Annotated in this window: 16 protein-coding genes; 9 read left to right on the top strand and 7 right to left on the bottom strand. The window is 62.5% G+C overall.

Annotated features, from left to right (window positions below; genetic code table 11):
• Positions 1 to 199: 199 nt before the first annotated feature.
• Both MUB52_RS09250 and MUB52_RS09255 read right to left on the bottom strand, forming a co-directional pair.
• Positions 200 to 577, bottom strand: coding sequence for a histidine triad nucleotide-binding protein (locus MUB52_RS09250; RefSeq protein ID WP_263843933.1), 378 nt, complete (start codon positions 575 to 577; stop codon positions 200 to 202).
• 40 nt (positions 578 to 617) lie between these two features.
• The gene (locus tag MUB52_RS09255; RefSeq protein WP_263843934.1) at positions 618 to 2,195 is read right to left on the bottom strand and encodes a beta-1,6-N-acetylglucosaminyltransferase; all 1,578 of its coding nucleotides are present in this window, start codon (positions 2,193 to 2,195) and stop codon (positions 618 to 620) included.
• A 144-nt stretch (positions 2,196 to 2,339) separates the two neighbouring features.
• Between MUB52_RS09255 and MUB52_RS09260 the strand changes: the two genes are divergently transcribed.
• Complete coding sequence (locus MUB52_RS09260) at positions 2,340 to 3,158, top strand: sulfotransferase family protein (RefSeq protein WP_263843935.1); 819 nt, start codon at positions 2,340 to 2,342, stop codon at positions 3,156 to 3,158.
• A 94-nt stretch (positions 3,159 to 3,252) separates the two neighbouring features.
• On the opposite strand, the gene MUB52_RS09265 is transcribed toward MUB52_RS09260, so the two are convergent.
• Positions 3,253 to 4,140 carry a hypothetical protein gene (locus tag MUB52_RS09265; protein WP_263843936.1) on the bottom strand — a complete coding sequence of 296 codons (888 nt, stop codon included), beginning with the start codon at positions 4,138 to 4,140 and terminating at the stop codon, positions 3,253 to 3,255.
• A 102-nt stretch (positions 4,141 to 4,242) separates the two neighbouring features.
• Here MUB52_RS09265 and smpB point away from each other — a divergent pair, with 102 nt between their 5' ends.
• From smpB to MUB52_RS09280, 3 genes are all read left to right on the top strand, one after another.
• Positions 4,243 to 4,731 carry an SsrA-binding protein SmpB gene (gene smpB, locus MUB52_RS09270; protein ID WP_263843937.1) on the top strand — a complete coding sequence of 163 codons (489 nt, stop codon included), beginning with the start codon at positions 4,243 to 4,245 and terminating at the stop codon, positions 4,729 to 4,731.
• A 155-nt stretch (positions 4,732 to 4,886) separates the two neighbouring features.
• Positions 4,887 to 5,741, top strand: a complete 855-nt coding sequence (sseA, locus tag MUB52_RS09275; RefSeq protein ID WP_263843938.1) for a 3-mercaptopyruvate sulfurtransferase — start codon at positions 4,887 to 4,889, stop codon at positions 5,739 to 5,741.
• Complete coding sequence (locus MUB52_RS09280) at positions 5,741 to 6,925, top strand: amino acid aminotransferase (RefSeq protein WP_263843939.1); 1,185 nt, start codon at positions 5,741 to 5,743, stop codon at positions 6,923 to 6,925. Before sseA ends, MUB52_RS09280 begins: the two co-directional genes overlap by 1 nt.
• A 115-nt stretch (positions 6,926 to 7,040) precedes the next feature.
• Here MUB52_RS09280 and MUB52_RS09285 read toward each other — a convergent pair whose 3' ends face one another.
• Together MUB52_RS09285 and MUB52_RS09290 are read right to left on the bottom strand one after the other, a co-directional pair.
• The gene (locus MUB52_RS09285; RefSeq protein WP_263843940.1) at positions 7,041 to 8,354 is read right to left on the bottom strand and encodes an ammonium transporter; all 1,314 of its coding nucleotides are present in this window, start codon (positions 8,352 to 8,354) and stop codon (positions 7,041 to 7,043) included.
• 27 nt (positions 8,355 to 8,381) lie between these two features.
• Positions 8,382 to 8,720, bottom strand: a complete 339-nt coding sequence (locus MUB52_RS09290; RefSeq protein ID WP_263843941.1) for a P-II family nitrogen regulator — start codon at positions 8,718 to 8,720, stop codon at positions 8,382 to 8,384.
• Positions 8,721 to 8,975: 255 nt separating this feature from the next.
• On the opposite strand from MUB52_RS09290, the gene MUB52_RS09295 reads away from it, so the two are divergent.
• The gene (locus MUB52_RS09295) at positions 8,976 to 11,177 is read left to right on the top strand and encodes a transglycosylase domain-containing protein (protein WP_263843942.1); all 2,202 of its coding nucleotides are present in this window, start codon (positions 8,976 to 8,978) and stop codon (positions 11,175 to 11,177) included.
• A 2-nt stretch (positions 11,178 to 11,179) separates the two neighbouring features.
• Here MUB52_RS09295 and MUB52_RS09300 read toward each other — a convergent pair whose 3' ends face one another.
• Together MUB52_RS09300 and MUB52_RS09305 are read right to left on the bottom strand one after the other, a co-directional pair.
• Positions 11,180 to 11,779, bottom strand: coding sequence for an MlaC/ttg2D family ABC transporter substrate-binding protein (locus tag MUB52_RS09300; protein ID WP_263843943.1), 600 nt, complete (start codon positions 11,777 to 11,779; stop codon positions 11,180 to 11,182).
• Positions 11,769 to 12,554 carry an MlaA family lipoprotein gene (locus MUB52_RS09305; RefSeq protein WP_263843944.1) on the bottom strand — a complete coding sequence of 262 codons (786 nt, stop codon included), beginning with the start codon at positions 12,552 to 12,554 and terminating at the stop codon, positions 11,769 to 11,771. Before MUB52_RS09305 ends, MUB52_RS09300 begins: the two co-directional genes overlap by 11 nt.
• A gap of 410 nt (positions 12,555 to 12,964) precedes the next feature.
• Here MUB52_RS09305 and MUB52_RS09310 point away from each other — a divergent pair, with 410 nt between their 5' ends.
• From MUB52_RS09310 to MUB52_RS09325, 4 genes are read left to right on the top strand one after another with little or no spacing between them, the layout of a single operon-like run.
• Positions 12,965 to 13,423, top strand: coding sequence for a RidA family protein (locus tag MUB52_RS09310; protein WP_263843945.1), 459 nt, complete (start codon positions 12,965 to 12,967; stop codon positions 13,421 to 13,423).
• On the top strand, positions 13,420 to 14,187 hold the full coding sequence (locus tag MUB52_RS09315) for a glycerophosphodiester phosphodiesterase family protein (RefSeq protein ID WP_263843946.1): 768 nt from the start codon (positions 13,420 to 13,422) through the stop codon (positions 14,185 to 14,187). The genes MUB52_RS09310 and MUB52_RS09315 overlap by 4 nt, the downstream gene beginning before the upstream one ends.
• 47 nt (positions 14,188 to 14,234) lie before the next feature.
• A complete protein-coding gene (locus MUB52_RS09320; protein WP_263843947.1) occupies positions 14,235 to 15,422 on the top strand; it encodes a GNAT family N-acetyltransferase in 1,188 nt (395 codons plus the stop codon).
• Complete coding sequence (locus MUB52_RS09325) at positions 15,419 to 15,715, top strand: 4a-hydroxytetrahydrobiopterin dehydratase (RefSeq protein ID WP_263843948.1); 297 nt, start codon at positions 15,419 to 15,421, stop codon at positions 15,713 to 15,715. The genes MUB52_RS09320 and MUB52_RS09325 overlap by 4 nt, the downstream gene beginning before the upstream one ends.

Raw genomic sequence — 15,715 nt, forward strand, 5'->3', positions numbered from 1 at the left:
GTGCGGGGTTGACCCCGCACCCCCGATCACCGCCCCCGCGCTGCTTCACCGGATCGACTACACGAATAGCCCGGCGGAGGGAGCGGCGATGGGTCTCCTCGATAGGCTGTGCTGCACGGCGACCTTCGCCTCATTTGCCGCAAGCGGGCGCGCGGCGGCGGTTGGCGCAGCACGTGCTTGGCCGGCCCTGGCTGCTGCTTCAGACTTTCGCCAGCATCCGGCCCAGCGGGCGCCCGCCCAGGATATGCACATGCAGATGCGGCACCTCCTGCACGCCGTTGGCGCCGGCGTTGGAGATCATGCGGAAGCCCTCCCCAGCCGTCAGTGTAACGCCTTCGCGGCGGCAGACCTCGGCAATGGCGCGGGTGTAATCCACGATTTCGGCATCCGAGGCTTCGGAGGCGAAGTGATCGTAGCTGACATATGCGCCTTTGGGAATCACCAGCACGTGGACCGGCGCCTGGGGGTAGAGATCGCGGAAGGCGAGGCTGTGCTCGGTCTCCAGCACCGTTGTGTTCGGGATCTCGCCGCGCAGGATCTTGGCAAAGATGTTCTGGTCGTCGTAGGCGTAGGTCATGCGCGCTCCTTGCAGTGTTTCGGGTGAGGCGGGCTTTCCATCAGTCGGCGAAGAGATGAGGGCTGTCCGCGATCTCGCGCGCGGCATCCTGGGAGATGGAGAGAAACCGCGCAAGCGCCTCGGCATTCTTCTCCAGATCAGCGGTTTCGCGAAAGCGATGATGGTTCTTGAACTCGGCATCGCGGATGCGGTCGCTTTCAAAGATGATATCGTTGCGAATTGTGGGCAGGAGCCGCTTGAAAGTCTCGGCCGATGTCTGTTCGCCCGCAAGCCCCACGCGCATGGCGTGTCCGATGAGGTAGTCGTCGGTGAAGGTGCAGTCGATCTCCAGCATCCGCGTGACCGAGCGGTCGGCGGCGAAATCCTCCAGAAGTTCGATGTTGCTGGGATCCATGCAGACCATCATGCGGTCGGTTTCGTAGTAGTCAAACAGCATCCGCATCAGCGCGCGCCGGTGGCGCGTCCGCTTTTCGAGGCTCGTCTGAATGCCACCCAGATCGGGTAGGACAGCACTTTCCTCGTTGAAGATGTATTCGACCGCCGGGACATTGGTCGTCTGGCGGATGCGCTCCAGCACCCGCTTGGCCACATGCCACTTCTTGCAGACGATCACCAGCAGCTCGCGCTCGCGCCCGAGGGTCGATTCCGTTTCCCAGAAACGCGAGGCAAAGCGCCGGCCGATGCGGCCGCGACCGGTGAGGAACTTGAAGAGCTCCGGCCCTTCTCCCGAGATCTGGAAGGAGACGTCCGAGGCCGCATAGAGCAGACCCAGCCGGCGCTTGAGGTCCTGTGCTTCAGGGCTGATCTTGCGCGCAAAGAGATAGTCCTGGCTGATCAGCATGTCGTAGTGATCGTTATAGAAGGTGACCGGCATCCCGTAGTCGGTGAACATCAGGAAGGTGAGCGTGCGGCTGCGGATCTCGCCCTCTGGCACCAGGTGGGGCACGACGGTCTGGAAGAACGTTTCATCCGGGATCCAGGTGCTGGCAAAGAAGCGCATCACGTCCCTGCGCCGTTTTGCAAATCTCAGAGTTTTCTCGACGGTGGAGCGCCGCAGGCACCACCACTGGCTGCCGATCCGGATCTGCAGATCCTCCGGCAGCTTGCGGTCGAGCTTCAGGCGTCGCTGCAGACCCATCGCCGCATAGAACAGGCGCTTGTTCTTGCGCTCGTTGAAATAGTGGCGGTAGATCAACCGCTCTTTCTTCATGCCGGTCTTGATCCAGTCGCTCTCGAAATAGTCGAAACTCTCGATGAAGTCGGCATCGTTGTCATCGAGAAACCGGTGCGTATGCTCAGCTGTCTTGATCGGCATGCAATCGCCAGACAGCATGTAGAAATGTGTTGCCCGCGGAAAGGCCTCGAGCGCGGCTTCCACGGCATGAAGTGTTGCCTGCACAAGCGACCACTCGCCCCAGCCGCATTTCACCCGTTTGCTGGCAAGGACCACGTTGGCATTGTCGGAAAGGGCGGTGCGGATCTGCCGGAAATCCGTGGCATCGGCCCGCGCGTCGAAGTGGATCGTAACATAGTCGCCCGCCGCTGTCAGACGCTCCGCCTGCCGGACGATGGCGTCGGGGTCCTTATGGCACAAGAGGATGTAGGCGATTTTTGCCACGTCGGTCCTTCTGCTCGTCTCGCCGCCAACCTATACTGGGGCAAGAATGAAGACACATTGAATAAACTGCATTTATTTGTTCTTTTCTAACCAAATCGGGTCGATAACCCCAAAAACCGGCAGGCCGGGCAGGAGTTGAGCAAGATGGGCTTCCCAGGCACCTGGATGACCGAAAGTGAAAGCATGGTGTACCGCGTGGTGCCCAAATGCGCCTGCTCGACCATCGGCCAGATCATGTATTACTCCGATCACGGCAGGTTTTTCGACGGCGATATCCACGATGCGAAGGATGGGCTGCACAAGTGGGCGCTGGAGGACAGCCAGCGCCCGATCACCGAAAACGTGCAGCATCACAAGTCTTATGCCTTCACCTGCGTGCGTAATCCCTACACGCGCATCCTGAGCTCGTTCTTCGACAAGATCTGCGGCATCCAGCGCAACGGCAGTCGCTATCGCGGCAATCTGGTGCCTGTGCTGACGCAGAAATACGGCATCGATGTGGGCGGTGACGATGGGCGGGACGACTTCGACCAAATCGCTTCGTTCCGGCGATTTTTGCTCTTTGCGCGTGACACCATCCGTTTTCGCAAGCCGATGGACCCCGACATTCACTGGTCGGCCATGTCAGGGCACATCAGCACCTTCATCGTGAACGGCGGCACCTACGACAAGATCGTCTGGACGGAGAGTTTCAACGCGGGCATGCAGGAGGTTCTGGATGCGATCGAGACACCGCATCCGATTGTCCTGACCGAGGTGCCGCGGTTCAACGAGAGCGAGGGGCACGGGCCGAAGCGCGCCCATCCGGTTGAGGCGTACTTCGACGATCTGTCGATGCATCTTGTCTATGAGATCTACAAGCGGGACTTCGAGCTTTTCCGCTATGATTTCGAAGACCCGTCGAAGAAGGCTCCGACCGGCGAGATCGACCTCGAAGAGGTGCACGCCAAGCTTGGCGACTAGGGCGTCACCGTTTCAATTTGAAATCTATCGAAAGACAGCTCGCGATCGAGCCTAAGGGGTCGGAAAGAAATCGCCTTTCCACAACAAGATGCGGTCAGCCCCCGGCGAAGGGGCCAAGAACGCTCGTGCGGTGGTGCACCTGGAAGATATGGTTGTAGAGCTGCGCCACCCATTGCTTGCCCTCCATCGTGTGCTCCAGATGGCCGAGCGCGGGGCCGATAAGGGGCTGCACCTGAGACCAGAAGAAATCGGGGAATTTTTCCATCAGGTCCACGGCACTTTGATAGCCGAGCTCCTCGGCCATGCCGGTTTCCTTGAACTCCAGATAGAGCGCGCCGATCTTGCGGTGATAGAAGGGATCGGCCATCTGGCCGATAAGGTCCGCGGCGCGGACAAGTGCGGGTTCGCTGCTGGTGGACTGGTAATGCGCATCATTCGGCACGGGAAAGCGCGTATAGTCGATGGCGGCGGCGATGCGCTCCTCGTCAATCAGGCTGGAGCCTGCGAAGCGCTGGCGCGCGTAGATCATCCCGCGCTCGACGTGGTAGGGGGCGAGGTAAGCATCGGATGCGCCGCGCGGCGGGGTGATGGTTGTGCCGTCCGCGTCGATCACCACCTTTGAAGCGCCATCGCCCTCGCAGATGTCGCGCATGTACCCCACGTCGTGCAGAAGCAATGCGACGATGTAGTGCAGCCAGTCACAAGGCTGCAGCGCTTCCGTGACCAGCCGGCCCCGGATGATCTGCTGACCCACAAGGGTGACCATGATCGTGTGCTCGGCGTTGTGGTAAAGCGCGTCGGAGTTCGCCAGGCGCTCCAGCACCATTTTTGCGCAGCCATTGATGAAGGCGGCGTATTCGGGCTCCCGGCCCGAGAAGTATTGCAGGAATGTATCCGAAAGATGGTCACCAAAGGACGCTGCCAAAGTGGCTGTCGGGTTGAACATCAGAACGCTCCGGGGCCGGTCTTGTGCCTTGGTCATACACTATTTTCCGCAATGGGACCATTCCGTCCGGTACCGTGTGGTCTGCCGATCGCTGGGGCCCGCTTGCGCGTCACCGCTGCACCGACTACATCTGCGCGCATGGCGCAGGTGAAATCCACTTCGAAGTCCGATCCGAACTACAAGGTTGTCGCCGAAAACCGGCGGGCCAGGTTCGACTATGCGATCGAAGACGACGTGGAATGCGGGATCGTTCTCGAGGGGTCGGAGGTCAAGTCGCTGCGGGAAGGTGGTGCCAATATCGCCGAGAGCTACGCTGCGGTCGAGGACGGTGAGCTGTGGCTGGTGAACAGCTACATCGCCCCCTACAAGCAAGCCAAGACCTTCCAACATGATGAGCGGCGGCGGCGCAAGCTGCTGGCCTCGCGCAAGCAGCTGGCGGATTTCTGGAACGCGACGCAGCGCAAGGGCATGACCCTGGTGCCTCTGGTGCTGTACTTCAATCATCGCGGGATGGCGAAGATCAAGATCGGCGTGGCCAAGGGCAAGAAACTGCATGACAAACGGGAGACGGCCGCCAAGCGCGACTGGTCGCGCCAGAAATCCCGGCTGATGAAAGATCATGGCTAGCCACGCGGTGGCCTGAAAGCCCACCGCACCTGCCGGCACAGACCTTGGATCCGGCAGGTGGGGTGGGCTTTCAGGCCGCCCCTTCCCGCAAGCAGGCTTGCCTCTGCGGTCTGCGCTCGTTACCCAATGGGCGTTCTCAACCAAGGGGGTCTCCCATGTCCGATGATCCGAAGACACTGGTCTCGACCACGTGGCTGGCGCAGCATCTGAAGGATCCCGATTTGCGGGTGTTGGATGCCTCGTGGTATCTGCCGGACGCCGGACGCGACGCCCGAGCCGAATACGAGGCCGCGCATGTTCCAGGGGCGCGCTTCTTCGATATCGACGAGATTTCCGACCACCGTTCCGATCTGCCGCATATGGCGCCACCGGTGGAGAAGTTCATGTCGCGCCTGCGGGCGATGGGTGTAGGCGATGGGCACCAGGTGGTGGTCTACGATGGCGCCGGCCTGCTGTCGGCGGCCCGGGTCTGGTGGCTCTTCCGTCTGATGGGGCAGGAAAACGTGGCCGTGCTCGACGGTGGCTTCCCCAAGTGGCAGGCTGAAGAGCACCCCATCGAGGACATGCCGCCGGTGATCCGCGATCGCCACATGACCGTGCGCTTCCAGAACCATCTGGTGCGCGATGTGACGCAAGTCTCTGCGGCGTCGAAACTCAGGGATCACCACATCGTCGATGCGCGGGCCGCGGCACGGTTCCGCGGTGATGCGCCCGAGCCGCGCGAGGGCTTGCGTCCGGGGCATATCCCGGGGTCCCGCAACGTGCCCTACTCAGAGCTTCTGAACGACGACAACACCCTGAAGGATCCCGAAGCCTGCCGTGCGATCTTCGAGGCCGCGGGCGTGGATCTGGGCAAGCCCATCATCACCTCCTGTGGGTCGGGTGTAACCGCAGCGATCCTCGCGCTCGCGCTGGAGCGGATGGGGCATGCGCAATGGTCGCTTTATGATGGATCCTGGGCCGAATGGGGCATGTTCCCCACCGTGCCCGTTGCAACTGGAGACGCCTGATGTTCGAGACCCTCAAAACCCGCCCGGCCGACAGCATCCTTGCCTTGATGCAGATGTACAAGGATGACCCGCGGCCCAGCAAGATCGACCTCGGCGTCGGCGTCTACAAGGACGCAACCGGCCTTACGCCGATCATGCGCGCGGTCAAGGCCGCGGAGCATCAGCTCTGGGAGGCGCAGGATACGAAAGTCTATACAGGGCTTGCGGGCGATCCCGGATTTTCCGATGCGATGATTCAGCTGGTCCTGGGTGATGCGGTTCCCCGCGACAAGGTGGCCGCTGTGGCCACACCGGGTGGTACCGGGGCCGTGCGACAGGCCTTTGAGCTGATCCGCATGGCGCGCCCGGAAGCGCGGGTCTTCGTGTCCGACCCGACCTGGCCCAACCATCTGTCGATCCTGAGCTATCTGGGCATGGAGGCGGTCAACTATCGCTACTTCGACGAAGACACGCGTGCCGTCGACTTCGAGGGGATGATCGCCGACATCAAGGGCGCCAAGGCCGGCGATGTGGTTCTGCTGCATGGATGCTGCCACAACCCGACCGGCGCAAATCTGAATCTCGCGCAGTGGCAGGCGGTGGTCGATGTGCTGCTCGAAACCGGTGCCGTGCCCATGATCGACATCGCCTATCAGGGCTTTGGCGACGGGTTGGAAGAGGATGCGGGGCCGACACGGCTGGTCGCGTCTTCGGTGCCGGAATGCCTGATCGCGGCCAGCTGTTCGAAGAACTTCGGCATCTACCGCGAGCGCACGGGGCTCTTGATCGCGGTCAGCCAGAACAGCGAAGCGCGCAAGCTGCATCAGGATACGCTGGCGTTTCTGAACCGCCAGAACTTCTCCTTCCCGCCGGATCATGGCGCGCGGCTTGTCACGATGATCCTGAACGATGCGGCGCTCAAGGCCGACTGGATGGCCGAACTGGAAGAAGTGCGCGGCAGCATGCTGAGCCTGCGCAGCCAGTTGGCGGGCGAGTTGCAGCGGCTCTCGGGTTCGGACCGGTTCGGGTTTCTGGCCGAGCACCGCGGCATGTTCTCGCGCCTCGGCGCGTCACCGGAGAAGGTGGTGGAGATGCGCGAGACCCACGGGATCTACATGGTGGGTGACAGCCGGATGAACATCGCCGGGTTGAACGCCGAAACGGTGCCTGTTCTGGCCAAGGCGATCATCGACGCCGGGGTGTAGCTGCAAGTGGCATGGCAGCTGCCTTACACTTCCGGCAGACGCCGATCGGACCAAGACGAAAACAAAAACCCGGGCACATCGGCCCGGGTTTTCCGTTTCGCATATGTCCGCAGGCTTAGCCTTTGGAGAAGTCCGGATAAGCTTCCATGCCCATTTCGGCCGTGTCGAGCCCGCTGATCTCGGCCTCTTCGCTGACCCGGATGCCCATCGCCGCCTTGAGGATGAACCAGACGATCAGGCTTCCGACGAAGGTGAAGACACCGTAGGCCACGATCCCTGTCAGCTGCGTCATCAGGCTCGCATCGCTGTTGTAGAAGATCACCGCGATGGTGCCCCAGATCCCGGCAAAAAGGTGCACGGGGATCGCGCCGACAACATCGTCGATCTTGAACTTGTCCAGCATCGGGACGGTGAAGACCACGATCACACCACCGATCGCACCGATCCAGAGGGCACCGAAGAGCGTGGGCGCCAGCGGCTCAGCCGTGATCGAAACGAGGCCCGCCAGTGCACCGTTCAGCACCATGGTGAGGTCCGGCTTCTTGTAGAAGATCTGCGTCAGGAGCAGAGCTGTGACTGCACCGGCAGCCGCCGCCATGTTGGTGTTGGCGAAGATCCGGCTCACGTCCGAGACGTCACCGACGGTGCCCATGGCCAGTTGCGAGCCGCCGTTGAAGCCGAACCAGCCCAGCCACAGGATGAATGTGCCAAGCGTGGCCAGAGCCAGGTTGGAGCCCGGCATCGGATTGACCTTGCCATCTTTGTATTTGCCCAGACGCGGGCCGAGCACGATGGCACCGGCAAGAGCCGCCCAGCCGCCAACCGAGTGCACAACGGTCGAACCGGCGAAGTCGGAGAAGCCTGCCTCGGACAGCCAGCCGCCGCCCCACTGCCAGGAGCCGGAGATCGGGTACATAACGCCTGTTAGGACGACAACAAAGATCAGGAAGGGCCAGAGCTTGATCCGCTCGGCCAATGCGCCCGACACGATCGAGGCCGTGGCTGCGACGAAGACGAGTTGGAAGAAGAAGTCCGAGCCCACCGACGCATAGTCAAGCGCCGCATCGGCGGCCGCCACACCCACCGGGTCGAGTACGGTTGGAGAGAAGAAGGTGCCGACGTAGCCGTTAAAGTCGCCCGGATACATCAGGTTGAAGCCCATGAACCAGTACATGATCGCGGCAATGGAATAGAGGCCGATGTTCTTCGTCATCTGCATGGTCACGTTCTTCGAACGCACCAGCCCGCCTTCGAGCATCGCAAAGCCTGCGGCCATGAAGAAGACCAGGAAGCCTGCCATGCAGAACAGCAGCGTGGTCATGATGTACGGGCCGATCTCGTCAAAGCCCGGTGCCGCATCCTGCGCCAACGCCAGCGACGGCAACACGGTAAGCGCCGCTGCGGTGGCAATTGTCTTGAAATGTGTCATATTACCTATCCCTAAATTGTCGCAGCTTCAGAGCGCGTCTTCGTTGGTTTCGCCGGTGCGCACACGCACCGCCTGATCGACGCCGAGGACAAAGATCTTGCCGTCGCCGATTTTGCCGGTCTGCGCCGTTTTGGTGATGGTATCGACCACCTGATCCACGACGCTGTCGGCGACAACGATCTCGATCTTGACCTTCGGCACGAAGTTCACGGCATATTCGGCACCACGGTAGATTTCGGTGTGACCGGACTGAGAGCCAAAGCCCTTGATTTCCGTCACCATCATACCGCGCACACCGGCTTCGGTGAGCGCTTCGCGCACCTCCTCCAGCTTGAACGGCTTGATTGTTGCAATGATGAGTTTCACCTCTTGTCCCCTTCATTTGGCAGACTTGCTGCGGTATTTGCGCCCGCAGAAGACGCCAGAGGGCTGCGATGTTGGAAGTTACGTAGGCGAAATCATGGGCAAAACGCGCCCTGAGTGTACAAAAAATAGGCAGGTGATTTTTTTTGCCTATAATTTCAGCATAAGTTTAATCACCTTTCTGCATGGCAGCGCCTCAACAATCGCAACGCGGCAGGGTAGACTGCCGGAAACAACATAGGGCCGGGCAGGGTCGTCATGAGTGATTCACGCAAACGCAGACGGCCTCTGGTCGCTGACAGGCGCTATGCGACGGCGTCGAAAACAGCGCGCAAAGCCAAAGCGAAACCGAAGGCGAAGCCGCGCAAGACGACGCGTCGCAAGGCACCTCAGCGGCGGCGCGGCGGGCTGATCGGGCTGGTGCAGCGGCTGATCGGCTGGGTTTTGCGTCTGGTCTGGCGCATCACCTGGCGCGCGGGTCTTGTGGCCTCCGTCGTGCTCGGGCTGTTCGTCGGCTACTACTATACCACCTTGCCGGATGTGACCGAGCTGCTCGACGGTCGGGCGCGCGGCTCTGTGACCTTGCTCGACAACGAGGGCCGGGTGTTCGCCTGGCGGGGTGACCAGTTTGGCGGCGCGATCACCACCGAGACGGTCTCGCCGCACTTGCGCAATGCGATCATCGCGACGGAAGACAAGCGCTTCCACCGCCATTTCGGCATCAGCCCGCGCGGGATCGCGAGTGCCGTGCGGATCAATCTGAGCGAGGGGCGTGGGCCGCTCTCGGGCCACGGCGGCTCGACCATCACGCAGCAGACCGCCAAGCTTTTGTGTCTTGGCATCCCGTTCGATCCGACGGTGCAGAGCGAAGCGGAATACGAGGCCGATTGCCGGCGCGGCACGATCAAGCGCAAGGCCTCCGAGGCGATCTATGCGCTCGCGATGGAAGCGAAGTATTCCAAGGACGAGATCCTGACGATCTACATGAACCGCGCGTTCTTGGGTGCCGGTGCGCGGGGGTTCGAGGCGGCCAGCCAGCGGTATTTCGGGAAATCGGCGGCCAATGTCACAGCGGCAGAGGCGGCGATGCTTGCCGGTCTGCTTGTCGCGCCCACCCGCTTTGCGCCCACCAATGATCTCGCGCGCTCACAGAACCGGGCGGCGACGATTGTGCGCCTGATGAACGAGCAGGGATACCTGAGCGATAGCGAGGCAAAGGAGGCCCAGGCCAACCCCGCGCAGCTTTCTCAAGCCGCAGAGGCCCGCGCGGGCGGCTACTTCGCCGATTGGGTGATGTCCTCGGGGCCTGAGTTCTTCACGCGCAAGACCACCGAGGACGTGATCATCAAGACCACGCTCGACCAGCGCATTCAGGCGGCGGCAGATGCGGCGATGGACTGGGTCTTCGAGAACAAGATCCGGCCGGGCAGCAAGGCGCAGGCGGCGATTGTGGTGATGTCCGCTGACGGGGCGGTGCGGGCCATGGTCGGCGGACGCGAAACAAAGGTCGCGGGCGCCTTCAACCGCGCGGTGCAGGCCAAGCGGCAGACCGGCTCCGCCTTCAAACCCTTCGTCTACGCGGCCGCGCTCGATCTGGGCTATTCACCGAATGACACGGTTGTGGACGAGCCCATCACCATCGACATCCCCGGCTCTGGCCCGTGGTCGCCGCGCAATTACACCAACCGGTTCTACGGCAAGGTCACGCTGACCGATGCGCTGAAAGACAGCCTGAACATCCCGGCGGTGAAGGTGTCGGAGTTCGTCGGCCGCGATTTGGTGCGCCAGGTCGCCAGTGAGTTCGGGCTTGAGAGCGATCTGGCCGCAGGGCCTGCGCTGGCACTTGGTGCGTCCGAGAGCACGCTGATCGAGATGACGAGCGCCTATGCGGGCATTCTGAACGGTGGCTCCTCCGTCCAGCCCTATGGGCTGATCGAGCTGCGCCTGCTGGGCGACGACGAGCCCCTGATGGGCACCGGCGGCGGGATCGGTGAGCGCGTTGTCCAGGAAGCGGCGGCCCGCCAGCTGATCTACATGATGGAGAAGGTCGTCTCGGAAGGCACGGGCGCCCGCGCGCAATTGGGCGGTCGGCAAGTGGCGGGCAAGACTGGCACGACCCAGGCGGCGCGGGACGCGTGGTTCGTGGGCTTCTCGGCGGACTATGTGGCGGGGGTCTGGATGGGGTATGACGACAACACCCCGCTCACGGGCGTGACGGGTGCAGGTTTACCCGCGGAGATCTGGCGCGAGACCATGGCACGCGTGCATGAGGGTGTGCCGGCGAAACCGCTGCCGATGATGCTGCCGTCGAACACGAGTGCTGCCCGCGAACCGCAGGGTGGCCAGGAAGGCGGTGGCGGCGCCGTCGGCCTTCTGGAAGGGCTGCTGCGCGACATTCTGGGTGGTGGCGGAACGAGCAGTCGCCCGGGGGCGGAAAACGTGCACGGACCCGACCGCTGAACTCAGCTGGCGTTCCGCAGATCGCCGATCATCGCGTTGATGTCTCCGCCGCGCCGGTCGAGCATCGCGCCGATCTCGCCGCGCTCGGTCAGCAGCAGGTTCACGCCCTCGATATAGACGTTGAAGAACTTGTTGCTGCCGGACTTGTCGGAGATGTGGAAGTTCACCTCGAACGGGCCCTCGCCCCGCAGATAAGCGAGCGTCCGGATCTCGTAGCCCGCATTGATCTGGCGCGCAGACTGGATTTCGACCCGTCCACCGACGAAGTCGCGGAACTGTCGGCCGTATTTGCGGGTGATGTAGGTGGTGAAGGCATCATTGAAGGCGCGTTTCTGCGAGGCAGAGGCGGAGCGGCCATCTGCGCCAAGCGCATATTGCGCCATGATGTTCACATCCGCGTAGCGCGCGAAGAGGTTTTCGAACTCACGCAGGATCGCGGCGTCGGATTGCCCGGAGTTGATGACGCGGTCGATGTCGGCCACAACCTCGTCCACCAGCGCGCGCGCGGCCGCTTCGGTCAAAGCCGCGGCGGGGGTTGCCGCGATCAGGGTAAGGGCAGATGCACTCAGGAAAACATCTCGGCGGGTGAGATTACTCGGCATAGGGGTCCTCGTATGGGTCAGCTGCAAAGGGGTCGATGTCGGTCTGGCTGTCCTGTCCCAGTTCGAACCTGCGGTTTTGCAGGTAGATCGAGCGCGATTGCGCGTAGCTGTCCGCACTCTCATAGAGCACGGAATCGATTGTATCGGAGAACTTCTCGCGATCATTCAGCACAGAAGCCGCTGCCGTCGAGGGCGGGACAGAGCGCAGATCGTCGTCGAACTTGTTGTTGGTATTGGTCGTCAGCGGGTTGGTGAAGAAATCCACCACAAGCCCGACGGTATCGCGCTGTGTCGAGGGGCCAAAGACCGGAAGCTCGACATAGGCGCCCTCGCCGGCGCCCCAGACGGCCAGCGTTTCACCGAAATCGGTGGTGTGCTGCGGGATATTCAGCTCGGTCGCTGGGTCGAAGAGCCCGCCAATCCCGAGGGTCGAGTTCATGACAAAGCGTAGCGTGGCAAGGCCCGTCCCGCGCAGATCGCCTTGCAACAGGCTGTTCACCGCCACCCGGGGCATCGAGAGGTTTTCGGAGAAATTGTTCACCGTGTTACGGATTTCGACCGGCACGACGCCATAGGCCTGTGACACGGGCCGCACGAGGTTCTTGTCGAGGCCTTTGTTGAAGCCGTGGATCTTGCGGTTTTGCGTCTCGTAGGGATCATTGATCCCGTCGGCACGGGTCACGGCCTCTTGCGTGGCGCAGCCGCCAAGGGCGAGGGCCGTCAGGAGGGCGAAGGTCGGTCGCGCGAACGCCTTGGGAAGGGGGAGTGCAGGCACTGGGATCATCCTGTGAAATTGACGATACTGGACTTAAGACTTTTTACGGTGATGCCCAGAGGGCGCATGTGGGAATTCATTCGATGTGGCAGCTGCGCGACAGCGCAACAATAGTTGTATTGGGCGTATACAGTCCACAATTCAACGGACAAGCCGCGAATTGTGAGCGGAAATGTGTCCATTCAACCTGCACGGGTGACTGGGCGAGGTCAAGGTCCGGACCGCGGCAGTCCTGAAAATCTGAGAATGGGTAGGCAGTTAGCGCCTTCAGAGGCTGGGCGGGGCAGCGCGGCTGCGATGGATCGCCGCGCCGCTAATCCGCTTGTGGAACCCGGCAGGTTTGGCATACTTCTTGCACAAGCGCCGCGCCGCGCCTTGCCGCGCCCGCACTCATCCAAGAGGATCCGACCATGAGTATTGCTTCCCGCCTTGCCGATCTGGGCGTCACCCTGCCTGATGCGCCTGCGCCAGCCGCGAATTACGTGCCTTTCGTGCAGGTGGGCAACACGCTCTATGTGTCGGGGCAGATTTCCAACGGGCCCGACGGTCTGGTGACCGGCAAGCTGGGGGCAGACACGGATGTGGAGGCCGGGGCAGCCGCGGCCAAGCTCTGCGCGATCAGCCTTCTGGCGCAGGTCAAAGCCGCCTGTGGCGGTGATATCGAGCGCCTTGTCCGGGTCGTGAAGCTGACCGGTTTTGTGAATTCGACCGCCGATTTCACGGATCAGCCCAAGGTGATCAACGGCGCTTCGGATTTTCTCGTTGAAGCGCTTGGCGAGGCAGGCCGCCACGCGCGCTCGGCCGTGTCCGCGGCGGCCCTCCCGCTTGGTGTGGCGGTCGAGATCGAAGGGATCTTCGAGATCAAATGAGGGTCGCGCTGCCAGAGGCCTTCCTGCGTTATCCACTGGCACATCGGGCGTTGCATGATGTGGCGTGCGGGCGCCCCGAGAACAGCCGCGCGGCGGTCCGCGCGGCTATCGACGCCGGATACGGTATCGAGATCGACGTTCAGATGAGCGCCGATGCCCAGGCGATGGTGTTCCACGACAATGCGCTGGATCGTCTTGCCGATGGCAGCGGCCCGGTGCGCGCGGTGGCGGCCGACCAGCTCGCAAAGACGCCGCTGAAGGGCGGGTCAGAGGGCATTCCCGATCTTCCCGAGGTGCTCTCGCTTGTTGCGGGACAGGTCCCGCTGCTGATTGAAATCAAGGATCAGGACGGCGCGCTGGGGCCTGACATCGGCCCGCTGGAAGTGGCTGTGGCAGCAGCGCTGAAGGGTTACGAGGGGCCGGTCGCGGTGATGTCGTTCAACCCGCATGCGGTGATGCGCATGGCCCAGCTTTGCCCCGACGTGCCGCGGGGGCTGGTCACCGATGCCTATGGTGCCGCGGATTGGCCACTGCCCGAAGAGACCCGTGCGCGGTTGAGAGCGATCCCCGACTACGACCGGGCCGACTGCAGCTTCATCAGCCACAACTGGCGTGACCTGAGCAGACCACGGGTGGCTGACTTGAAGGCCCAAGGGGCCAACATCCTCTGCTGGACCGTCAAGTCGCCCCAAGATGAGGCGGAGGCCCGCAAGATCGCGCAGAATGTCACCTTCGAGCAATACCTCGCCCCGCTCTCCGCTTGATCCTGCGCGAGCGGGCTACAAGTAAGACGGGGAGCAGAGGCGACCGGATGCAGGAACAGGAGATCGAGATCAGGGTTCTGCCCTCGCTGCGCGAGATCGACGCAGCCGAGTGGGATGCCTGCGCCTGCCCGGAAGCCGAAGGAGGCGCCCGGCCTGCGGACCCTTTCACGACGCACCGGTTCCTGTCGGCGCTGGAAGACAGCGGATCGGTCGGGGCCGGAACCGGCTGGCAACCGCAGTACCTTGCGGCGCGCGTCGAGGGCCAATTGATCGCCGTGGCGCCGATGTATGCCAAGTCGCACAGCCAGGGCGAATACATCTTCGATCACAACTGGGCGCATGCCTATGAACGCGCCGGCGGGCGGTACTATCCGAAGCTCCAGATCGCGGTGCCGCACACACCGGCGACCGGTCGGCGGTTCCTGGTGCGCCCCGGGTTTGAGCACACCGGCAGCGCCGCCCTGATGCAAGGGGCGGTGCAACTCGCCGAGAGCAACCGCCTTTCGTCGCTGCACGTGACCTTCTGCACCGAGGCGGAGGCGATGCGCGGCAGGGCCTTCGGACTGATGCTGCGCAAAACCCAGCAGTTCCACTGGCGCAACGACGGATATGCCGATTTCGAGGGGTTTCTGAGCACGCTGAGTTCGCGCAAACGCAAGAACATCCGCAAGGAGCGCGCGCGGGCGCAGGCCTTTGGCGGGACAATCCATACGTTCAGCGGCGACGCGCTCGAGCCCGAACACTGGGACGCCTTTTGGCGATTCTACCAGGACACCGGCGCGCGCAAATGGGGCACCCCCTACCTCACGCGGCGCTTCTTCGACATCGCGCAAGAGACCCTGCGCGACGACATGGCGCTGGTGCTGGCCGAGCGTAACGGGCGCTGGGTGGCGGGTGCGTTGAACTTTTTTGGCGCTGAGGCATTATACGGCCGGTATTGGGGATGCATCGAGCATCATCCTTGCCTGCATTTCGAGCTGTGCTACTACCGCGCGATCGATATCGCCATTGCGGAAGGCTTGGCACGGGTCGAAGCGGGCGCACAGGGGGAGCACAAGCTGGCGCGGGGCTATCTGCCGGCGCCCACGTGGTCGCTTCATTGGGTGAACGACCCGGGCTTTTCCAAAGCCATCGGCGACTATCTCGAGGCCGAACGTGCGGCCGTTGACGAAGAGATAACGGTGCTGACGGAGTACGGGCCCTTCAAACGGGCCGAAGTCGAGGAACAGGAATGACTGAAAAACTGAGTGATGAAACACGCGGCCCCCTTCTGGAGCCGCTCTTTGCAGCCGGATGGCAGATGGTCGAGGGTCGGGACGCCATCGAGAAGACCTTTGTCTTCAAAGACTTCGTGGAGGCCTTCGGCTGGATGGCCCGTGTGGCGATCTGGGCCGAGAAATGGGACCACCATCCGGAGTGGAGCAATGTCTACAAGACCGTCGAGGTGGTGCTGAGCACCCATGATGTCGGCGGGTTGAGCGCGCTGGACGCCAAACTGGCCCGGAAGATGGACAGTTTGGCGGAGTAA

This window comes from Roseobacter sinensis, from assembly GCF_025755255.1.
Lineage (GTDB): Bacteria > Pseudomonadota > Alphaproteobacteria > Rhodobacterales > Rhodobacteraceae > Roseobacter > Roseobacter sinensis.

Excerpts from the sequence above, each read along its gene's own strand:
- MUB52_RS09250 (WP_263843933.1), bottom strand. The coding sequence starts at position 577 with ATGACCTACGCCTACGACGACCAGAACATCTTTGCCAAGATCCTGCGC.
- MUB52_RS09260 (WP_263843935.1), top strand. The coding sequence starts at position 2,340 with ATGGGCTTCCCAGGCACCTGGATGACCGAAAGTGAAAGCATGGTGTAC.
- MUB52_RS09265 (WP_263843936.1), bottom strand. The coding sequence starts at position 4,140 with ATGACCAAGGCACAAGACCGGCCCCGGAGCGTTCTGATGTTCAACCCG.
- smpB (WP_263843937.1), top strand. The coding sequence starts at position 4,243 with ATGGCGCAGGTGAAATCCACTTCGAAGTCCGATCCGAACTACAAGGTT.
- sseA (WP_263843938.1), top strand. The coding sequence starts at position 4,887 with ATGTCCGATGATCCGAAGACACTGGTCTCGACCACGTGGCTGGCGCAG.
- MUB52_RS09280 (WP_263843939.1), top strand. The coding sequence starts at position 5,741 with ATGTTCGAGACCCTCAAAACCCGCCCGGCCGACAGCATCCTTGCCTTG.
- MUB52_RS09285 (WP_263843940.1), bottom strand. The coding sequence starts at position 8,354 with ATGACACATTTCAAGACAATTGCCACCGCAGCGGCGCTTACCGTGTTG.
- MUB52_RS09295 (WP_263843942.1), top strand. The coding sequence starts at position 8,976 with ATGAGTGATTCACGCAAACGCAGACGGCCTCTGGTCGCTGACAGGCGC.
- MUB52_RS09300 (WP_263843943.1), bottom strand. The coding sequence starts at position 11,779 with ATGCCGAGTAATCTCACCCGCCGAGATGTTTTCCTGAGTGCATCTGCC.
- MUB52_RS09310 (WP_263843945.1), top strand. The coding sequence starts at position 12,965 with ATGAGTATTGCTTCCCGCCTTGCCGATCTGGGCGTCACCCTGCCTGAT.
- MUB52_RS09315 (WP_263843946.1), top strand. The coding sequence starts at position 13,420 with ATGAGGGTCGCGCTGCCAGAGGCCTTCCTGCGTTATCCACTGGCACAT.
- MUB52_RS09320 (WP_263843947.1), top strand. The coding sequence starts at position 14,235 with ATGCAGGAACAGGAGATCGAGATCAGGGTTCTGCCCTCGCTGCGCGAG.
- MUB52_RS09325 (WP_263843948.1), top strand. The coding sequence starts at position 15,419 with ATGACTGAAAAACTGAGTGATGAAACACGCGGCCCCCTTCTGGAGCCG.